Annotated in this window: 15 protein-coding genes and 1 pseudogene; 7 read left to right on the forward strand and 9 right to left on the reverse strand. The window is 66.5% G+C overall.

Annotated features, from left to right (window positions below; all coding sequences use genetic code 11):
* Positions 1 to 3: 3 nt before the first annotated feature.
* A complete protein-coding gene (locus QMG61_RS02885) occupies positions 4 to 2,475 on the forward strand; it encodes a glycoside hydrolase family 94 protein (RefSeq protein ID WP_283492823.1) in 2,472 nt (823 codons plus the stop codon).
* A 320-nt stretch (positions 2,476 to 2,795) separates the two neighbouring features.
* The gene (locus QMG61_RS02890; RefSeq protein ID WP_283492936.1) at positions 2,796 to 4,166 is read left to right on the forward strand and encodes an MFS transporter; all 1,371 of its coding nucleotides are present in this window, start codon (positions 2,796 to 2,798) and stop codon (positions 4,164 to 4,166) included.
* Here the strand turns inward: QMG61_RS02890 and QMG61_RS02895 are convergent.
* From QMG61_RS02895 to QMG61_RS02910, 4 genes and pseudogenes are all read right to left on the reverse strand, one after another.
* The gene (locus tag QMG61_RS02895; RefSeq protein WP_283492824.1) at positions 4,163 to 6,481 is read right to left on the reverse strand and encodes an MMPL family transporter; all 2,319 of its coding nucleotides are present in this window, start codon (positions 6,479 to 6,481) and stop codon (positions 4,163 to 4,165) included. The two genes, QMG61_RS02890 and QMG61_RS02895, sit on opposite strands and share 4 nt — an antisense overlap.
* 258 nt (positions 6,482 to 6,739) lie before the next feature.
* Positions 6,740 to 7,165, reverse strand: a complete 426-nt coding sequence (locus tag QMG61_RS17500; RefSeq protein WP_283492825.1) for an oleate hydratase — start codon at positions 7,163 to 7,165, stop codon at positions 6,740 to 6,742.
* A 35-nt stretch (positions 7,166 to 7,200) separates the two neighbouring features.
* A pseudogene (locus QMG61_RS17505) lies at positions 7,201 to 7,866 on the reverse strand (oleate hydratase); the annotation flags it as partial.
* Positions 7,867 to 8,016: 150 nt separating this feature from the next.
* A complete protein-coding gene (locus QMG61_RS02910; RefSeq protein ID WP_283492826.1) occupies positions 8,017 to 9,612 on the reverse strand; it encodes an oleate hydratase in 1,596 nt (531 codons plus the stop codon).
* 140 nt (positions 9,613 to 9,752) lie between these two features.
* Here QMG61_RS02910 and QMG61_RS02915 point away from each other — a divergent pair, with 140 nt between their 5' ends.
* Complete coding sequence (locus tag QMG61_RS02915; protein ID WP_283492827.1) at positions 9,753 to 10,397, forward strand: TetR/AcrR family transcriptional regulator; 645 nt, start codon at positions 9,753 to 9,755, stop codon at positions 10,395 to 10,397.
* Between the two features lie 152 nt (positions 10,398 to 10,549).
* A complete protein-coding gene (locus QMG61_RS02920; RefSeq protein WP_283492828.1) occupies positions 10,550 to 13,066 on the forward strand; it encodes an FAD-dependent oxidoreductase in 2,517 nt (838 codons plus the stop codon).
* A 79-nt stretch (positions 13,067 to 13,145) separates the two neighbouring features.
* Here QMG61_RS02920 and QMG61_RS02925 read toward each other — a convergent pair whose 3' ends face one another.
* Positions 13,146 to 13,508: a hypothetical protein gene (locus QMG61_RS02925; protein WP_283492829.1), complete on the reverse strand. Its 363-nt coding sequence runs from the start codon at positions 13,506 to 13,508 to the stop codon at positions 13,146 to 13,148.
* 130 nt (positions 13,509 to 13,638) lie between these two features.
* Here QMG61_RS02925 and QMG61_RS02930 point away from each other — a divergent pair, with 130 nt between their 5' ends.
* A complete protein-coding gene (locus QMG61_RS02930; RefSeq protein ID WP_283492830.1) occupies positions 13,639 to 14,514 on the forward strand; it encodes a hypothetical protein in 876 nt (291 codons plus the stop codon).
* Here the strand turns inward: QMG61_RS02930 and QMG61_RS02935 are convergent.
* Positions 14,511 to 15,437 carry a DnaJ domain-containing protein gene (locus QMG61_RS02935; RefSeq protein WP_283492831.1) on the reverse strand — a complete coding sequence of 309 codons (927 nt, stop codon included), beginning with the start codon at positions 15,435 to 15,437 and terminating at the stop codon, positions 14,511 to 14,513. The two genes, QMG61_RS02930 and QMG61_RS02935, sit on opposite strands and share 4 nt — an antisense overlap.
* 129 nt (positions 15,438 to 15,566) lie before the next feature.
* Between QMG61_RS02935 and QMG61_RS02940 the strand changes: the two genes are divergently transcribed.
* Positions 15,567 to 16,217, forward strand: a complete 651-nt coding sequence (locus QMG61_RS02940; protein ID WP_283492832.1) for a DUF1345 domain-containing protein — start codon at positions 15,567 to 15,569, stop codon at positions 16,215 to 16,217.
* 1 nt (position 16,218) lies between these two features.
* On the opposite strand, the gene QMG61_RS02945 is transcribed toward QMG61_RS02940, so the two are convergent.
* From QMG61_RS02945 to QMG61_RS02955, 3 genes are all read right to left on the reverse strand, one after another.
* Positions 16,219 to 17,064, reverse strand: coding sequence for an SMP-30/gluconolactonase/LRE family protein (locus QMG61_RS02945; protein ID WP_283492833.1), 846 nt, complete (start codon positions 17,062 to 17,064; stop codon positions 16,219 to 16,221).
* Between the two features lie 6 nt (positions 17,065 to 17,070).
* Entirely contained in the window at positions 17,071 to 17,235 is a 165-nt protein-coding gene (locus QMG61_RS02950; protein ID WP_283492834.1) for a hypothetical protein, read from the reverse strand.
* A 92-nt stretch (positions 17,236 to 17,327) separates the two neighbouring features.
* Entirely contained in the window at positions 17,328 to 18,041 is a 714-nt protein-coding gene (locus QMG61_RS02955; protein ID WP_283492835.1) for an SOS response-associated peptidase, read from the reverse strand.
* Between the two features lie 169 nt (positions 18,042 to 18,210).
* On the opposite strand from QMG61_RS02955, the gene QMG61_RS02960 reads away from it, so the two are divergent.
* Positions 18,211 to 19,062 carry a DUF3097 domain-containing protein gene (locus QMG61_RS02960; protein WP_283492836.1) on the forward strand — a complete coding sequence of 284 codons (852 nt, stop codon included), beginning with the start codon at positions 18,211 to 18,213 and terminating at the stop codon, positions 19,060 to 19,062.
* Positions 19,063 to 19,072: the final 10 nt, after the last annotated feature.

A 19,072-nucleotide genomic window follows, 5' to 3' on the forward strand; every position in this document is an offset into this window, starting at 1 on the left:
CGCATGCGGTTCGGCCACTTCGACGACGAAGCCCGGGAATATGTCATCGAGACTCCGGTGACTCCCTACCCGTGGATCAATTACCTGGGCAGCGAGGACTTCTTCTCGCTGATCTCGCATACGGCGGGTGGGTACACCTTCTACAAGGACGCGAAAATGCGTCGCCTGACCCGGTATCGCTACAACGACATCCCCACCGATTCCGGCGGACGGTACTTCTTCATCAACGACGGCGGCGACGTCTGGACTCCCAGCTGGCTGCCGGTGAAAAAAGACCTCGATTTCTTCGAGACCCGCCACGGCATGGGCTACACCCGGATCACGGGCGAGCGAGGCGGACTCCGAGTCTCCACACTTTACTTCGTTCCCCTCGGCGAAACGGCGGAGGTGCAGAAGGTCACGATCACGAACACCTCCGACGAGGTGAAGTCCTTCTCCCTCTTCTCCTACCTCGAGTTCTGCTTGTGGAACGCCCAGGACGATCAGACCAACTACCAGCGCAATCTATCCATCGGCGAGGTCGAAGTCGAGGGCAGCGCGATCTACCACAAGACGGAATACCGGGAGCGTCGAGACCACTACGCCGTTTACGGTGTGAACACCGAGATCGCCGGCTTCGACACTGACCGGGAGACCTTCGTCGGCCTGTACGAGACGCTGGCCGAGGCGAAGGTCCCCCTGGCCGGCACGGCTGCGAACTCAATGGCGTCGGGCTGGTACCCGATCGCATCGCACCAGGTCGACTCGACCCTCCAGCCGGGCGAGAGCCGCGACCTCGTCTTCGTCCTCGGCTATGTCGAGAACAACGCGGAAAACGGCGAGGAGAAATGGGCCGACGACGCCAAGCAGGTCATCAACAAGAACCGCGCCCGGGCCCTCCTCGACCGGCTGGGCACGACAGAGGCAGCGGATGCCGCCTTCGACGCGCTCGGCGAACATTGGCACAACCTGCTCTCCGCGTATACGGTGGACTCCCCCGACGACAAGCTCAACCGGATGGTCAACATCTGGAACCAGTACCAGTGCATGGTCACGTTCAACATGTCCCGCTCGGCCTCCTATTTTGAGACGGGCATCGGTCGCGGGATGGGATTTCGCGACTCGACCCAGGACCTGCTGGGCTTCGTCCACCTGATCCCCGATCGGGCCCGCGAACGCATCCTCGATATCGCCGCCACACAGCTCCCCGACGGGTCTGCCTACCACCAGTACCAGCCGCTCACCAAGCGCGGCAACAACGAACTCGGCAGCGGCTTCAACGACGACCCGGCCTGGCTGATCATCGGGGTCGACGGGTACCTCAAGGAGACCGGCGACTTCGGCATCCTCGATGAGCTCGTCCCCTTCGACAACAACGACGATCTGGCCGAGAACCTCTACAGCCACCTCACCCGTTCCTTCGAGTTCACCCTGGGCAACCTGGGACCACACGGCCTGCCCCTGATCGGGCGCGCCGACTGGAACGACTGCCTCAACCTCAACTGTTTCTCCACCACCCCGGGTGAGTCCTTCCAGACCACCGAGAACCAGGCCGGTGGCGTAGCCGAGTCGACATTCATCGCCGCCCAGTTCGTCCTCGCCGCCGGTCACTACGCACGCATTTCCGCCCTCCGGGGCGACGAGGCCGAGGCGGCGCGGGCGCGGTCCGCCGCCGATGACATGAGCGGTGCCCTGCTCAGCCACGGCTGGGACGGCGAATGGTTCCTCAGGGCCTACGACTTCTACGGCAACAAGGTCGGCACCCACGAGGACACCGAGGGCCAGATCTGGATCGAACCGCAGGGTTTCGCCGTGCTCGCCGGGGTCGGTGTCGAGCACAATGCCGACGGAACCCCGACGGCCACGAGCCCGGCGGCTCGCGCCCTGGATTCCGTTGACCGGTTGCTCGGGTCCGAGCACGGACTCGTGCTGCAGTACCCGGCGTACCAGAGCTATCGAATCGAACTCGGCGAGGTCTCCACCTACCCTCCCGGATACAAGGAAAACGGCGGCATCTTCTGCCACAACAATCCCTGGGTCATCATCGGTGAGACGGTGCTGGGTCGTGGCGCCAGAGCGTTTGACGACTACCGCAAGATCACTCCCGCCTATCGGGAAGAGATCTCCGAGGTCCACCGGGTCGAACCCTACGTGTACGCGCAAATGATCGCCGGCAAGGAAGCCAAACGGCACGGGGAAGCCAAGAACTCCTGGCTCACCGGCACCGCCGCCTGGAATTTCGTCGCCGTGTCCCAGTACCTCCTCGGCGTGCGCACCGACTACGACGGCCTCGTCATCGACCCGCAGATCGGTCCGGATATCCCGGAGTTCACCGTGACCCGTCAGGCCCGTGGTGCGACGTACGTCATCAGCGTCGCCAACTCCGGGCGTGACGGGGCGCGGGCCCAACTGGTCGTCGACGGGGTGGCGATCGAGGGGCGCACGGTTCCCTATGCCCCCGCGGGCTCGGTTGTGCGGGTGCAGGCGAGACTGTAGACGTCAGGCAGGTCGTGGGGACGGCTTGAACTTCCGCGCCTGTATGCTGAAGCAAGACTTCCGTGAGCAGCTCTGCTGTGAACGGACGAGCGCTGGTTGAGACAGTGCATGAGGCCCCGGCGTTCGTCGCCGGGGCCTTTCTCATTCGAGTGTTGCCGGCTCCTGGTGCGCGCCCACCGAGCGTCCCCGGCGCGGCCGGGAATGCCGGGCCGCCTCCACCGCTTGCACTGAAGGTGGTTCAGTTCCACGCGGAAGGGGTGCGGGTGAGCGAGATCAACGTGGGCTTCAGGTCGGAGCGCGGTCCCGTGCTGATCGCGCTGATGCTCACCACGGGACTGGTCGCGATCGACGCGACCATCCTGGCCACGGCGGTGCCGACGATCGTCAAGGATCTCGGCGGATTCGCCCAGTTCCCCTGGTTGTTCTCGATCTATCTGCTCGCTCAGGCGGTGTCCGTGCCGGTCTACGCGAAACTCGCCGACACTGTCGGACGCAAACCGATCGTACTCGTGGGCATCGGCCTGTTCCTGCTCGGCTCGGTGCTCTGCGGGCTGGCCTGGAGCATGCCGGCGTTGATCGCCTTCCGGGCGGTGCAGGGCCTGGGCGCCGGGGCCGTGCAACCGATGGCCGTCACGATCGCCGGAGACATCTACACCGTCGTCGAGCGCGCGAAGGTACAGGGATACCTGGCCAGCGTGTGGGCCGTCTCCTCCGTCGTCGGGCCCACCCTGGGCGGAGTGTTCTCGCAGTTCCTGTCCTGGCGTTGGATCTTCTTCGTCAATATTCCCCTGTGCATCCTGGCCTCCGCAATGCTGCTACGCGCCTTCCAGGAGACCGTCGTGCCTCGCCGGCATCGAATTGATTTTCTCGGTGCCGGCCTGCTCACGACCGCGCTCAGCCTCCTTATCCTCGCCGTGCTCGAGGGCGGTCAGGCCTGGGCCTGGAACTCGCCGCAGAGTATCGGTGCCTTCGGCCTGGGGGTTCTCCTACTCGTCGGCTTCGGGTTTGCCGAGCGCAGGGCAGCAGAGCCGGTATTGCCGCTTTGGGTGTTCCGACGCCACCTGCTGCTCAGCAGCGCCCTGGTCTCGGTCGGCGTCGGTGCGATCCTGATCGGGCTCACCTCCTTCGTTCCGACCTACCTCGAGGGGGCCCTCGGTACGGTGCCGCTCATTGCCGGCCTTGCGCTGGCCGCGTTGACCATCGGCTGGCCGATTTCGGCGTCGCTGTCCGGGCGCCTGTACCTCCGGATCGGCTTCCGGTCCACCGCGCTCATCGGGATGGTGTTCGTGATCTTCGGCGTCGTGACCCTCGCGGCCACCTCGGGAACGCCCTCGGTCGCCCTCGTCGCGGCCAGCTGCTTCGTGGTGGGCCTCGGCCTCGGCCTCGTTGCGACGCCCACCTTGATCGCCGCCCAATCGAGTGTTGCCTGGGACGAGCGCGGGGTCGTCACGGGGGCCAACCTGTTCTCCCGGTCCGTGGGCAGCGCGGTCGGGGTCGCGATCTTCGGGGCGGTCGCCAACGGCATCTTCCTGGCCGCCGGGTCCTCCGCCGCACGGTCATCGTCGGGATACCCGGCCACCGTTGAAGCAGCATCCGGCGCCGTTTTCCTCGCCCTTGTCGTCATCGCTGCTCTCACCGTAGCGGCGGCCATTTCCATGCCGCGCACGCCCCGGCAGAAGAGCCCGGCCTAGTCGCGGAGGCCGAACCTGGCGTGGAGCGGATGCAGCCACCGTGGCGCCCACCAGAGGATCCGCTCCAGCGATGTCATCACCGAAGGTACGAGCACGGCCCTCACGAGTGTGGCGTCGAGCAGCACCGCTACCGCCAGTGCGATGCCGATCTGTTTCATCTGGAGCAGATCTCCGGTGGCGAACCCCGCGAACACGAGCACGATGATCAATCCAGCCGAGGTGATGATCCGGCCGGAGCTCTGCAGTCCGGTCTCGATCGCCAGCCGGGTGTCTTCGCCCTGATCGTGGTGCTCCTTGATCCGGGACAACAAGAACATCTCGTAGTCCATGGCGAGGCCGAACCCAAAGGTGAGCACGAGGGTCAACACGAGCGGGTCCACGCCGGAGATGGTCGCCGGATCGAAGTTGAGCACCCCGGAAAGGTGGCCCTCCTGGAACCCCCAGACCAGGACGCCCACGGAGGCGCCGAGGGAGATAGTGCTGATCACGAGAGCCGTGAGCGGAACAATGACCGACCCGGTCATCAGGAACAGGAGCACAAAGGTGACCACTGCGATGATCAGCGCGGCCCAGGGTGCCCCGCGGAGGAGCGAATCGGTGTAGTCCACCGACGCCGCGTCGGACCCTCCCACCCAATGGGCGAAGGCGGGACGGTCCGCGCGGATCTCGCGAACGACGGACGGACCCTCGTGGGTCTCGACGCTGACGCGGGAAACCCAGTGACCGTTCACGTCGACGGGCTGGGTGACAGCGGTGACATTGGGCAAGGCCTTGACCTGGTCGGCCCAGCCCGCGGCCGAGGTCTCGTCCGTGTCGGCGACCAGCTGCACCTTCGCCCCCGTCGCCAGCGGAAAGTTCTCGTTCAGGGCGGAGACGAAGCCGTATTGGCTCGCCGACTTCGGGATGGCGTCTGCGCCGCTGTTCGTGACGTTCATGCCGAGCACCGGGCTCCCGAGAACGAGCAGAACGGCTATCCCGACCAGGGCGATCAGAGTGGGGGCGCGCTGCACCCATCTGGTCAGTTTCGAGAAGACTCCCTCCTTGGGCGCGACGTCCCCGAACCGGGTCAGGAGTCCGCCGAGGCCGGGGATGCGGGTGAGCAGACCGGGTTGGAGCAGACGTTCACCGAAGTAGCCGAGCAGCGCCGGCACGAGCACGAGCGCCGTCAGGATGGCGATCAGCACCACCGATACGGCGCCGACGGAGATGGCCCGGATGATCGTGGGTTCGAAGACGAGGAGACCGACAGTCGCAATCGCGAAGGTCAGGCCGGAAAACAGCACCGTGCGCCCCGCGGTGTCGATCGTGATGCCGACGGCCTGAAGCATGAGTTCGTGGCGGAAGTGCCGGTCGTGGTGGGCCTGGTCACGATCCGTGCCGTGCCTGCGGCGTGGAGCCTGGGCACCCGGCGCGACGGCAGCCGGATAGGGCTGCGCTGGTGTGCGCAGCACGAGCGCCCTGAACTCCTCGCGGAAGCGGCTCACGATGAGCAGCCCGTAGTCGACGGACAGACCAAGGCCGATCACCGTGATGACGTTGAGCACGGTCGTGTCGATGTCCATCAGAAAACTGAACGCGTAGAGGGTACCGAGGGCGCCAAGGATCGAGGCGATGGCGCCGATCAGGGGAATGCCCGCGGCCAGGAAGCCGCCGAAGATCAGAAGCATCACCAGCAACGCGATCGGGAGGGAAATCAGCTCGCCCTTTTGTAGGTCGGCCTCGGCGACGGCGACGAGCGATTCAACCAGGAGCGGGGTGCCACCGACCTCGACGGTCGCGGCCGGCGCGGCCTTTCGCAGGTCGCTGGCGGCCGCCTCGAGCCGGTCATGGACCGGGCCGAGCACGGAGTCGCTCAACCGCCCGTTACTGGTGGACATGGCGACGTTCAGGAGCAGACCGTTGCCGTCTGGAGCGAGTAGAACGGCGGCGGCCGGATTCGGCTGTCCGTCGGGCAGCGCCGGGATTTCCAGCGGGTTGGCCACCTGCGTCACCCCATCGATCTTGCGCAGGTCGGCGGCGGCCTCTGCGACGATCGAGGTGGGACCGACCTCTCCCCCCTGGGCCACCGGCAGGTCGATACCGTAGACCAGAAGCGACAGCGATTCGGTTTCCGTGTTGCCCGCGCCCTGCACGAGCTGTTCCGCTTCGCTGGCTTCACCCTTCACGGTCGGGCCGGCGCTGGAGAGCCGTTGGAACAGGGTCTCCCCCGCAATGCCGCCGAGGGAGGTCGCGACGAAGACGCCGAGCACCACGGCCCAGGCGATGAGCACGATGAATCGGTGCCGGGCGATGAAGACGCCGAGGGTATGGAGCATGTTCAGTCGTCCTTTACGGGTAGGAGAGGCTAACGCCAAAGTACTCCAGCCGTCACCGCTTGCACCCTCGAAGCACCCTCTCTTCCCGACACGGCCGCCAGATGACGACCGGCTGGTCGACGAGACTCGCGTTGAACCGCCCGATCCACTGGGCGATCTGGGCCGCCGACCCGGGCCGGCGAACGGATGCGGCTCTTATGCGGCCAGCGAGGCACGCAATCGAACGGCCCGCCCGCCGCCTGGGAATCGCCGCCGCGCCTACTTGAAAGCGGCCTGGAGCGCCTTGACGCCGACCTTCGGGTCGCGCATACCGCGGTAGATCGGAGGAATTGGCCGGTCAACACCGAGCAACGTGTACACCGCGTGCATGGCGCCGTGGATCGAGTACTCCACGGTGAACACGACATCCCTGGGGAGCTCGGTGAACTGACCGAGGAACGCAAAGTTCCGCGATTCTTCAGGGACCACCCGGGGACGGTCTTCCGGCACTCGACGGCTGAACAGAGCCGAGGCGTATGGCATCATCACGGTGGTGACGTCAGTCGTGGCGAGGACCTCGTCCAGGAGGTCCTCGAAACCGAGCTGGTGGACCAGCTCGGTGAGGATCTCCGTGCCCGTCGCCTGCGACATTTTCTTCTTGACGTAGTCGCCTTCGTTGTCGATCTCGAAGCCATAACCCCACAAGGTGTAGGTGTTTTCGGGCAGGTTGGGGAAGTGCGGCTGCTGTCGGCCGTGATGGACCCGATGGTGATGAACGTGAAATCGTTCTCGCTCAGCTTGATGGTCGAGCTGCCCTGCTGGTCCTCGAGATGCAGGCGGGTGGCGCGACGTTCGGGGCGATCGGTGAAGTCGACATCGGCGACCCGGGTGCCGAAGCGGACGTCGACGCCCTGGTCCACCAGCCAGCGCTGCAGCGGAACGATCATCGAGTCGTACTGGTTGTACTTCGTGCGGCAGATCCCACCGACCGTGTCGAGGAGGTCGAACTCCTGAACGAAGCGCACGAAGTAGCGGCGCAGCTCAGTGGCCGAGTGCCACTTCTGGAAGGCGAACATGGTTCGCCACATCTGCCAGAAGTTGCTCTCGAAGAAGTGCTCGCCGAAGATCTCGTCAATCCGGCGTGCCCCGAGGGTCTTCTCGCTCATCGCCAGCATGCGGGTCATTGCGAACCGGTCCGCAGTACTCAGGCCGTAGCTCGAGGCGTCCAGGATACGGTGTTTCCCGTCGACCAGGCGCGCCCGAGCATGGGTCTTGAACGTGGAATTGAAATCGAGGATTTCCTGCCGGACGGTCACGTCCGGGTCTTCCAGAGACGGGATCGTCGAGAAGAGGTCCCAGGTGGTCTGGTACGCCTGTTCTTCGAACATCCGGCCGCCGCGAGTCACCAGGGCGCCGGATCCATAGCTGAGCTTGTTTGGGATTGGTGGTCATGGCCAGGTGTCCTGTTCTTTGTGTTGCGGGTGCGGCAGGCAGCGAGCTGCCTGGGTGCCGCCGGATGGAAAACGGTGCCGCGGGACTGCCGTGCCGCGGGACTGTCAGTTGAACGCAGACTGGAGAGCCCTGACCACGACCTTCGGGTTGTGCAGACCCTGGAAGATCGGCGGAATCTGTCGGTCGACCCCGAAGAACTCATACACCGCGTGCATGGCGCCGTGGATCGAGTACTCCACGGTGAACACGACATCCTTGGGCAGCTCGGTGAACTGACCGAGGAACGCAAAATTCTGTGCGCCGTCCGGGATGACCTTGGGACGGTCTCCAGGAACCCGCCGGGCGAACAGGGCGGACGCATAGGGCATCATCGAGGTCGTCACGTCGGTTGTGGCGAGCACCTCCTCGAGGATGTCCTCGAAGCCGAACTGGTGGATGAGCTCGGTGAGGACCTCGGTACCGGTCGCCTGCGACATCTTCATCTTGACGTAGTCGCCCTCGTTATCGATCTCCAACCCCCAGCCCCACATCGTGTAGGTGCCCTCGGGCTGGTTGACGAAGTGCGGCTGGGCCACCACGACCGCCGACAGGTACCAGGCTGAATCGATCAACGTCGTCATGGCGCCGGTGCCCAACTCGTTGCCGGTGTACTCGACCCAGCGCTTGATCAGCGTGTCGCTGTGCATGGTGAGCGTGAAGGATTCCCACTTGCTCTCGTCGACGTTGCCGCAGAAAGTGTTGGGGCGCCCGAAGTCCGGAGCCTTCTTGGCCAGCTCCTCCCAGAGCGACCAGCCCCCGTCCACCCGGTCCCGGACCAGCGGAGGCACGGTGTCATTGCCGCCATAGCTCGTGTCGGCGACGATGGATCCGATGGTGAGGAACGCGAAATCGTTCTGGCCGAGGTCGATCGTCGAACTGCCGGCCGAGTCCGCCACGTGCAGGCACGTGGCGCGCCGCCGCTGGGGGGAGCTCGTGAAGTCGACATCGGTGACGCGTGTGCCGAAGCGGACATCGACGCCCTGAGCCACGAGCCAGCGCTGCAGCGGCACGATCATCGAGTCGTTCTGGTTGTACTTGGTCCGCCGCACCCCGGAGAGCGTCGAGAGATTGTCGAACTCCTGGACGAAGCGCAGGAAGTAGCGCCGAAGCTCCACTGCGGAGTGCCACTTCTGGAAGGCAAACGTGGTGCGCCACATGTGCCAGAAATTGGTCTGCAGGAAGTGCGCACTGAAGAGGTCTTCGATGCGGCGTGCCCCGAGGGCCTTCTCGCTCAGGGCGAGCATTCGCGTCATCTCAAACCGGTCACGCGCGTTCAGTCCGTAATCGGCGGCGTTCAGGATCTGGTGCCGCGCATCGGCTAGTCGCGTGTTGCCATGGGTCTCGTGTTTGTCGTTCCAGTCCAGCATCTCCTGCCGAACGGTGACATCCGGGTCCTCAAGCGAAGGGATCGAGGAGAACAGGTCCCAGGTGAGCTGGTACGCCTCCTCGTCGAACATCCGCGCGCCGCGTGTCACCATGGCGCCACGAATTGCGGGAGAGTCCATCGCGTCCATGGCGCCGCCGACGTGCCCCAGTTCCTCGAGGATGTGGATGTTCTCGCCGGGTACCCCGGCATCCCGGATCGCGAAGGCTGCGGTCGCCATGCCGGCGATGCCCCCGCCCACAATCCAGAGGTGGGCCTTCTTCGGGTCGATGGTCATGTCGTTCCCCTCGTGTCGTCGTGCAGTTCCAACAAACGGACTGTGCTCATTTAGGAGCGTACTCCGTATGCTAGTTTTACGACAAGTCGACAAGAATGGGGTCGTCCGCGCCCGAGCCGGCCCAGAGAGAAGGACCTGCCGTGGAATCCACTGCCGATTCGCGTGTGCCGGTCCTCAATGGTCGGCGAGCACGGAACAAACACGACAAACACCAGCGGATCTTCGAGGCCGCCTCTGCGCTCTTCACCGGGCAGGGATACTCGTCGGTGACGACACAGATGGTCGCCGAACGGGCGGATGTCGGCACCGGCACCCTGTTCAGGTACGCCAGCTCCAAGGCGGAGCTGCTGCTGATGGTGATGAACGAACAGATGCGCCTCACGACTCGCCTTGGGGTCGCCGAGTCCACGGACGCAGCCTCGCCGAATGACGCGATCATGGCACTGCTGCAACCCCAGATCCACCTCAGCCTGGCGTTCCCGGAGAACACCGCCGTGTACCAGCGAGAGATCCTCTTCGGCACCGAGCAGGGCAGGTACCGCACCGAAGCGCTGGCCCGCATCTCCGAGCTCGAGGACGCGGTCGGGAACATCCTGGCCCGGTTCGCGCAGACGCACCGGATCCGGAAGGACATCGACCTCAACGGGGCGGCGCGGACGGTCTTCTCCACGCTGCACATGGAACTGATCCGGGTCAGTCTCGGCCGCCAGGACCCCCAGACCCTGACCGCGACCCTCGCCTCCCACATCGACGTGCTCCTGCTGGGAATACTCGACCCCGAGTAGGCACAGGCCGCCGGAGGCCAGAGGTCAGGCGCCGTCCATGCGTGCGCGCTCGCCGCGCCTGAGGTGTACCCTGAGCAGAAGCCCCAACATACCCGTGGGGGTATCTGCCGGGTTGGCCCCACCGCTCGTCCGGCCAACCGAAAGGCATTCCCATGAAGATCGTCGTCGTTGGCGGGGTCGCCGCTGGCGCCTCTGTCGCCGCACGAGCTCGCCGTCTGGATGAGTTCGCTGAAATTATCGTCCTTGAGCGGGGCCACCACGTCTCGTTCGCCAATTGCGGGCTGCCGTACCACATCGGCGAAGTCATCGCCGATCGCAGCCGACTCCTCTTACAAACCCCGGAAAGCCTGCGTGAGTCCCTCGACATCGACGTGCGGGTCGGGAACGAGGTCACCGCGATCGACCGGGTGAATAAGACGGTGACCATCCGAGAGGTCGACAGCGGACGAGAATACATCGAAAATTACGATGCTCTGGCCCTGTGCACCGGCGCCGAACCCTTACGCCCGCCCCTTCCCGGCATCGACCTCCCCGGCGTACACGTGCTGCGGCGGATCGGCGACATGGACGTGATCAAAGCCGAGCTCGATGCCGCCATCGGCCAGGCGGCCGGCGGAGCACGAGGCCCGGTCCGGGCCGTCGTGATCGGCGCCGGCTACATCGGTCTCGAAATGGCCGAGAACCTCAAACACCGCGGCGCCCTCGTCGATGTGGTCGAGATGAGCGACCAGATCCTCCCCCCGCTCGACCACGAGCTGTCCGTGCCGGTGGAACACCACCTGCGCAGCAGGGGTATCACCCTGCATCTGTCGACCGCAGCCGCCGCTTTCACCGAGCGGAAGGGCGGCGGGCTGAATGTCGAGCTGACGGACCTGTCCGTGCTCGAGGCCGACCTGGTCATCCTCTCCGCCGGCGTGCGCCCGAACACCGTGCTGGCCAAGGCCGCCGGGCTGGACCTCGGCGCGCGCGGCGGCGTGACCGTCGACACCCACATGCGCACCTCCGACCCTCACATCTGGGCGGCCGGTGACTCCGTCGAAACCCCGCACACAGTACTGCCCGGTCAGTGGCTGGCCCCTCTCGCCGGACCGGCGAACCGGGAGGCTCGAGTCGCCGCGGAGAACATCTGCGGGCGCACGACCGAATACCGGTCAACCCAGGGCACCTCGATCGTGAAGATCTTCGACATGGTCGCCGGCGGCACCGGCGCCACTGAACGACAGCTGCTCGCCGCCGAGGTGCCGTACCGGGCGGTGCACGTGCACCCCTCCGGGCACGCCGGCTACTACCCCGGCACGTCGATGATGCAGCTCAAGGTGCTCTTCTCCCCCGAGACCGGACGCATCCTCGGCGCGCAGGCCGCGGGCTTCGACGGCGTGGACAAGCGTCTCGACGTGCTCGCCACCGCGGTGCGCGCCGGCTTGACGGTCTACGACCTCGAGGAACTCGAGCTTGCCTACGCCCCGCCGTTCGGTTCGGCCAAGGACCCGGTCAATATGGCCGGTTTCGTCGCCAGCAACGTGCTGCGCGGCGACCTCACCCTCTGGTACGCCCAGGATTACCCGGAAGCAACCAGAGGCACCCGCCTGATCGACGTGCGCACTCCGGAGGAATTCTCCATCTGGCACCTGCCGGGTGCCGAGAACGTGCCGCTCGGCAGCATCCGCGAGATCAGCGAGTCCTGGGACAGGGAAGTGGCCATCCGGCTGTACTGCGCCGTCGGCTTCCGAAGCTACCTGGCGTACCGTTCACTGGTGCAGCGCGGATTCACCGACCTCGCCACCCTCTCCGGCGGGTCGGACACGTTCCGGTCCTGGCACGAGGTCAAGCCCGACAGCGACAAGCCGCCCCTGCCGATGACCGCGTACGCGGAATCCGTCGACATCGTCGCGGCGGCGGCCAAGTCGAACGCCCTGAGCCAGGGCACCGGCCTCAGCGTCGACCTGGATTGCTCCGGACTGGCCTGCCCCGGCCCGATCATGAAGCTTTCCGACAAGATGAAGGCACTGACCCCGGGCGACGAACTCGTCGTGCACGTCTCCGACCCGGGATTCGCCAGTGACGCTCCGGTCTGGGCGCGCCGCAACGGCCACCAGCTTCTGGCCATCGAGCCGGAGGGCTCCGGTTACGTCGCCACAATGCGCAAGGGCGGAGCCGTAGCCGCGACCGCCGCGGCGACCACCCCGGCGGAGCCCCGGCCCGGCAAGACGTCCTTCGTCCTGTTCTCCGGGGACCTCGACAAGGTCATCGCGGCCTTCATCATCGCCAACGGCGCCATCGCCATGGGCGAGGAGGTGTCAATGTTCTTCACGTTCTGGGCGCTCAACTCGCTCCGCCGCATTGACCCTCCCAAGCGCGAGAAGAAGTTGATGGACAAGATGTTCGCGACCATGATGCCCTCCAGCGCCGCACGCATGCCGTTGTCCCAGATGAACATGCTCGGCGCAGGAGCCGCGATGATCAAGAAGGTCATGAAGGACAACTCTGTTGCCTCCCTGCCCGAGCTGATCGCCTCGGCCCAGGCCGGCGGTGCGCGCCTGATCGCCTGCACCATGACGATGGATCTGCTCGGCATCGCGCCGTCCGACCTGATGGAGAACGTGGAACTCGGCGGGGTCGCGACGTTCCTCGGCGAGGCGTCGGAGTCCAACACCACCCTGTTCATCTAGACCACGCTCATCCGAGCGCCTGAGGAGCGGGCCACGAACCGGTGGCCCGCCCCTCAGGCGCTCGGGCCGGGGATCAGGTTCAGGGCGTCCCGTCGACGATGCCGATGAACCGACTGCCTATTCCGTCGACCTCTGTGCGGCTGAGGCCGGCCTCCGGGTCGGGAAGCTCATCGGAACCGTGGAAGTCACAGGTCAGGTAGCTGAAGCTGGGCCACCATTTCTTCGGACGTGCCGCCTCGGAGAAACCGCACACGTCACAGCGAAGTTCGACCCACACCGGCTTCTTCCCCGTGCGATTGGCCCGCGACTGCACCAGCCAGGCCGGTGGGTTGCGCTCGATGGCACTGAGTTCGGCCTCGGTCATCCGCGAGGGGAGCTCGTGCCGCTGCGCCATCTCCAGCGGAATATCCAGCCGCAGGGCGGCCATTCGTCTCGTAATCATCTCGATCAAGAATAGGCGCTGGGCGAGCCTTCGTCCGCCTCGGTGCCCGCGGGCGGATCCGCCCTTTCGCGACTGGGAGACGCGGGCAGGGTCGGGCCGGCTCCCCCGCAGCGCATGGAACAATGAGGGCATGCCCGAACCACTCTCCCCCCTTGGCCTCCTTCTCGACGTGGATGGACCGATCGCCAGCCCGGTGACCCGCACGATCGCCACCCCGAGCATCATCACCGACCTGATCACCCTGGCCGGAGCCAATGTTCCGATCGCCTTCGTCACCGGCCGTTCGGTCGCATTCATCAGGGACCAGGTCGTTGTTCCCCTCCGCGCAGCCGGTCTGCCGGGCACGATGCGGATGTATGGCGTCTGCGAAAAAGGCGCGGTCTGGTTTCCGATCACCGCCGACGGCATCGGCGAAGTCGTCGTCGACGACTCCGTGGCTCTCCCGGCTGCGGCGATCGACGGCGTGCGCCGGCTGGTGGCCGACCGGTTCGCCGACACCATGTTCTTCGACGAGACCAAGCAGGCGATGGTGTCGGTCGAGCAGCGCACGGATGCCGACCATGGTGACTACCGGGCCGCCGCCCCCGCGTTCAACGACGCCGCATTCTCGTTGCTCACCGGCCTCGGCCTCGGCCTGCGCTTCGGCGACCGGGTCGTCGCCGACACGGATGGCGAGGTGCCCTTCCGGATCGACCCGACGATCATCTCGACCGATATCGAGTCGGTCACCCTCGACAAGGACCGCGGTGCCGAACGCGCGCTCGCCTTCTTCGCCGAGTCCGGGCCGCTGCCCAGCGTCTGGCGCTCGGTCGGTGACTCACGCAGCGACTATCTGATGGCCGACCACCTGCACGCGGCAGGATACGACGTCTCGCACGTCGATGTGCGGCCGGCCGACGGCATCCTCGACCGGCCGTACCCGATCATCGTCGAGGGCGATCTGATCCACGACGAGGCCGGGGCGGCCTTCCTCGGCTACTGGGTGGACAAGCTCGGCCTGCGCTAATCAGCGATGAGGCGGATGCCGTCCTGTAGGCGGCTCCTCACTTCAAACACCTTCTCGAAGCTGCCGCGTTCCACCCCCGGCAGTCCTTCGCGCAACAGTCCGACCAACCGGGATCGGGGCACGGTGATCATCGTGGGACGCCGCCCCCGGCCGGGAACGGTCAATGGCTCGGACACCGAGTCGTCTGGCAGCACGATGATGATGGCAGTGAACCGGATTCGCAGGGACTTGGCCAGGGCTCGGGCGGCATCCGTGAATTCGCTGACGGGGTGGTCCTCGTCGTGGAGCGCCTCCCCGACGAGCTCGCCCCGCCGGAGCTGAACGGGCGAGCCCCAGTCCTCGGAGAGCACGCCGAAGAGTCCGGCCGGTCCCAGCACGACGTGGTCGACTTTGTCGACATTGCTGCCGGCCGCGACGTCGTGCCACGCGGTGAAACCGATTCCCAAGCCGCTGATCTGCTGCGCCGTCGCCTCCTCGGCGAGTGCCTTTGCGAGGCAGTGGCGGATCTCACGGGGAGCCGAGCGCACGAGGTCCGGCGCGAAGGCGTCCTCGATTGTGGTGCCACGGCCGGCCCACTCCCGAAGGAGTTCCAGGTATCGTTGCCGGGCCAGTCCACCCGGGTGGCCGTACATCCGAGCCTTGGGCCCGGTGCGGGTGGCCGGACCCGACGCGCGCGCCGTGGTGTGCACCGGCTGTTCGGTGGTGTCCGGGTAGCGCCGACGATCGTAGTCCGCCCGCCTGTCGGGGTTGCCCACCCGCTCCCAGGCCACCTGGACCGCGTGGAATTGTGCGGCGCTGCCGCCGACATCGGGATGCGTCCGGCGAAGCAGACGGCGGTAGGCACGCCGAAGCTCTTCGTCACTCGCCGACGGGGTGACGTCCAACACCTCATACGGTGAAGCCGCGGCCGGGCTTTCAGACATCCTCGCGGTCACTTTCAGGTTCAACGTTCGGGTTTGCTGACTTCACCCTATCGATCGTTGCTGGACTCTCGCCGGACGCGCCGCGCAGTCCGCCCCTGCCGAAGGCGGATTCTGTGCGACGATCAGCGTGTGAAGTCGACCATTCGCCTGAGAGTCCACCACTCGAGCACGCGCCTGATCGTCATGGCCGTCGTGGGGATGCTGATCGGGGTGCTGACCGGGGCCACGTTCGGCTGGGAGCTCGCGCCGATTCTCGGTTGGGCGGCCGCCTGCGTCGTGTATGTGGCCTGGGTGTGGCTGACGGTCGCCCCGATGGATGCCGCAACGACCGCCGGGCACGCGACCAGAGAGGATCCCTCCCGCGGAGTGGCCGATCTCCTCATCCTGCTCACCAGCCTGGCCAGCCTGGGCGTCCTCGGTGTGTTGCTGATCGGAACGCAGGCGCCGGCTGGTGGCCAACGGGGCCTCCTGGCGGGGATCGCCGTGCTCAGCGTCGCCCTGTCCTGGGCCCTGCTGCACACGCTCTTCACCCTCCGTTACGCGTCCCTCTACTACTCCGGCGTCGACGGCGGGGTCGATTTCAACCAGGCAGAGCCGCCCTGCTACGGCGACTTCGCCTACCTGTCCTTCACCCTGGGGATGACCTTCCAGGTCTCCGACACCAACCTGCAGAACCATCTGGTGCGGATGACGGCGCTACGGCACGCTCTGTTGTCCTACCTGTTCGGGTCGGTCATCCTGGCGACCCTGATCAATCTCGTCGCAGGTCTGCTGCACTGATTCAGCCGGCGAACTCCCGCACGGGCCGCCCGGTCACGCCCACATCGGCCACGAACAGTGATCCGGCCAAGGCATCCTCCCCCGGTGCCAGGCCTTCCCTGGACGTGGTGATGAACAGGCGATCGAGACGAGCGCCGCCGAAGGTGCACGCCGTCACCCGGTGCGCCCCCACTTCTACGACTCCGTCGAGGACGCCGGCGGGCGTGTAGCGGCGCACAGCGCCACCGGCATACAGCGCCACCCAGACCCCGCCCTCACTGTCGACGGTCAGGCCGTCCGGATACCCGGCCTCCGAGGGGATCTCTGCGAAGGTGCGCATCCCGGTCAGGCCCGATTCGGCGTCGTAGTCGAAGACGGCCACGCGGCCGGTCGGAGTGTCGTTGTAATAGGCCAGGGAGCCGTCGGGGCTCCACTCCAGTCCGTTGGAAATGGTCACGTTGTCCCGCACCACGGTGACCCGGCCGTCACCGTCAAGACGGTAGAGCGCGCCGGCTCCCTGCCGCTGGTCCCAGGCCATCGAGCCGCAATAGAACCGTCCGTCGGGGTCGCAGCCACCCTCGTTCAGGCGCAGGTCAGCGCCACTCCACAGCTCGTCCTGTCTCGTCAGTCGCCCGGAGGCATCCTCCAGGGCGAAGCCGCGCTCGAGGGCGATCACGGAGCCCCCCGCCCGGCGGGGACGCAGCGCGGCCACGAAGGAGCCGACGTTGCGGCGGTTGACCGTGTCACCGTCGAGGGAGAGGATGTCGCCGGCGAACATGTCAACCCAGCGCAGGCCGCCCCAGGCCTCCGACCAGACGGGGCCCTCCGCGTGGAAGGCGACCGGGTCGGTGAACTGCTCGGCGAGCACGGCGGGTTAGTCGCGCAGCAACTGGACCGGGATGAAGACGGCCAGGGAGACGCAGAGGATTCCGGCGAAGAAGATCGGCAGTTGGCCGGCGGTCACCGCAAAGGCGAGCCCGAAGAGCCAGAATCCCAGGATGAAAATCGCCAGGGCGACGATGAAGGCGACGACATTCACGGTGTGGTCCTCTCGAGCGGTGCCCGCACAGGTTTGCCGGGCCGATGAGTCGAGCGTACCGGTTCGCCGCCGTGCCGGCGGCACCGCCGAGATCAGATCGAGGCGCGTTCGCCCACCGGTTCGATCAGCTCCGGGCCGTTGCCGGTCACCGGGGCGACCTCATGGAAACGCAGCGCCGCTCCGGTCTCTCTGGACGCCGCCACGGCCGCGTCGAGGAGGGCCTGGTCGCCGAGCGTGTGCGGGTCGAGCCACTGGTCCCACCATTCCTCGGCGAGAACAACGGGCATCCGGTCGTGGAGGCCTCGAAGCGGCCCCTCGGCCTCGGTGGTGAGGATCGTGGCCGTGAGCACCCAACGCGCCGGATCGTCGGCGGCGAGCACCGGATTGCGCCACCAGGAGTAGAGGCCGGCGAACGCCAGCGGAAGACCGTCATCCGAGTGAATGAAGTACGGCGTTTTCGTCGTGCCGACCGTGTGCCACTCGAAGTAGCCGGTTGCGGGGACGAGCGCGCGTTTGGCCGCGACCGAAGCCCGAAAGGAGGGCTTCTCGGCGGCCGTCTCCGCGCGGGCGTTGAAGGTGGGGTAGCCGACCGCGAGCTCCGTCGCGGATGAGGGGACGAGCGACCAGCGCGCCGATTCGAGACGACGCACGACCGGACCGGACTTCGCCGACTCGAGGACGACCGGGATCTGTTCGGTGGGCTTGATGTTCCACGAGGGTTCGGGGAGGTTCTCACCCTCGTGCTCGACGTCGAACATGGCGGCGAGGTCAGGCGCCGTCTCCGTGATGATGAATCGCCCGCACATAGCCACAGGTTACTACCCGTCCCGTCCGGTGCGCCGGACGATGCGAGCCGCCCACCATCGCGGTAGCGACGTCGTCACGCGACTTCCGCTAGCGTCGATCGAGGCGGACTTCCCCGCCCGCACGGCTGAGGCCGGAGCCGGGCGACACTCACGAACGGACGAACGAGACATGCACGATCGCAACCCGCAGGACAGGTACAGCGCGGACGTGCTCAAACCGGGCTGGCGCGACGTGGGCCGAACGGCGATACCAACGCAGGAGGCCACCGCAGACCTTGTCGTCGAGGAGGTCGCCACCGGTTTCTGCGGTGCGGTCGTGCGGATCGAGAAGAGCATCGTCACGCTCGAGGACCGGCACGGCAAACTGCGACTCTTCCCCCTCGGCGGAGGTTTCCTGATCGACGGCCGGCCGGTCGTGCTCGTCGCTCCCACCCGCACGGCACCCCGAAAACCCGCGCGCACCGCGTCCGGCTCCGTGGCGGTGGCGGATGCCCCGGCCAGGGTCGCCCGCGGCAGCCGGATTTTCGTCGAGGGTCGGCATGACGCCGAGCTGGTCGAGAAGGTGTGGGGCGCCGACCTGCGGATCGAGGGCGTCGTCGTCGAGTACATCGAGGGCGTGGACAACCTCGAAGAGCTCCTGGCCGTGTTCAAGCCGGGCCCGACCCGCAAGATCGGGATGTTGGTCGACCACCTCGTCGCCGGGTCCAAGGAAAGCCGGATCGCCGATGCCGTGGGGCGTGGCCCATACGGCCAACACGTGCTCGTGGTCGGGCATCCCTACGTGGATGTCTGGCAGGCGGTCAAACCGGCGCGCCTCGGACTCACAGCCTGGCCGGCCGTTCCCCGCAGCATCGAGTGGAAGCACGGGATCTGCGCGGCCCTCGGCTGGCCGCACGACGATCAGGCCGACATCGCCAGGGCCTGGCAGCGAATCCTCGGCCGGGTTCGCACCTTCGCCGACCTCGAGCCCCAATTCCTCGGCCGGGTCGAACACCTCATCGACTTCGTGACCGTGGAGTAGAGCGTGCAGC

This window comes from Cryobacterium sp. PH31-AA6, assembly GCF_030063195.1.
Taxonomy (GTDB): domain Bacteria; phylum Actinomycetota; class Actinomycetes; order Actinomycetales; family Microbacteriaceae; genus Cryobacterium.

Coding starts and splice junctions, on each gene's coding strand:
- QMG61_RS02935 (WP_283492831.1), bottom strand. CDS start 15,437: ATGTCTGAAAGCCCGGCCGCGGCTTCACCGTATGAGGTGTTGGACGTC.
- QMG61_RS02910 (WP_283492826.1), bottom strand. CDS start 9,612: ATGACCATCGACCCGAAGAAGGCCCACCTCTGGATTGTGGGCGGGGGC.
- QMG61_RS02895 (WP_283492824.1), bottom strand. CDS start 6,481: ATGCTCCATACCCTCGGCGTCTTCATCGCCCGGCACCGATTCATCGTG.
- QMG61_RS02885 (WP_283492823.1), top strand. CDS start 4: ATGCGGTTCGGCCACTTCGACGACGAAGCCCGGGAATATGTCATCGAG.
- QMG61_RS02955 (WP_283492835.1), bottom strand. CDS start 18,041: ATGTGCGGGCGATTCATCATCACGGAGACGGCGCCTGACCTCGCCGCC.
- QMG61_RS02920 (WP_283492828.1), top strand. CDS start 10,550: ATGAAGATCGTCGTCGTTGGCGGGGTCGCCGCTGGCGCCTCTGTCGCC.
- QMG61_RS02930 (WP_283492830.1), top strand. CDS start 13,639: ATGCCCGAACCACTCTCCCCCCTTGGCCTCCTTCTCGACGTGGATGGA.
- QMG61_RS02925 (WP_283492829.1), bottom strand. CDS start 13,508: ATGATTACGAGACGAATGGCCGCCCTGCGGCTGGATATTCCGCTGGAG.
- QMG61_RS02960 (WP_283492836.1), top strand. CDS start 18,211: ATGCACGATCGCAACCCGCAGGACAGGTACAGCGCGGACGTGCTCAAA.
- QMG61_RS02890 (WP_283492936.1), top strand. CDS start 2,796: ATGCTCACCACGGGACTGGTCGCGATCGACGCGACCATCCTGGCCACG.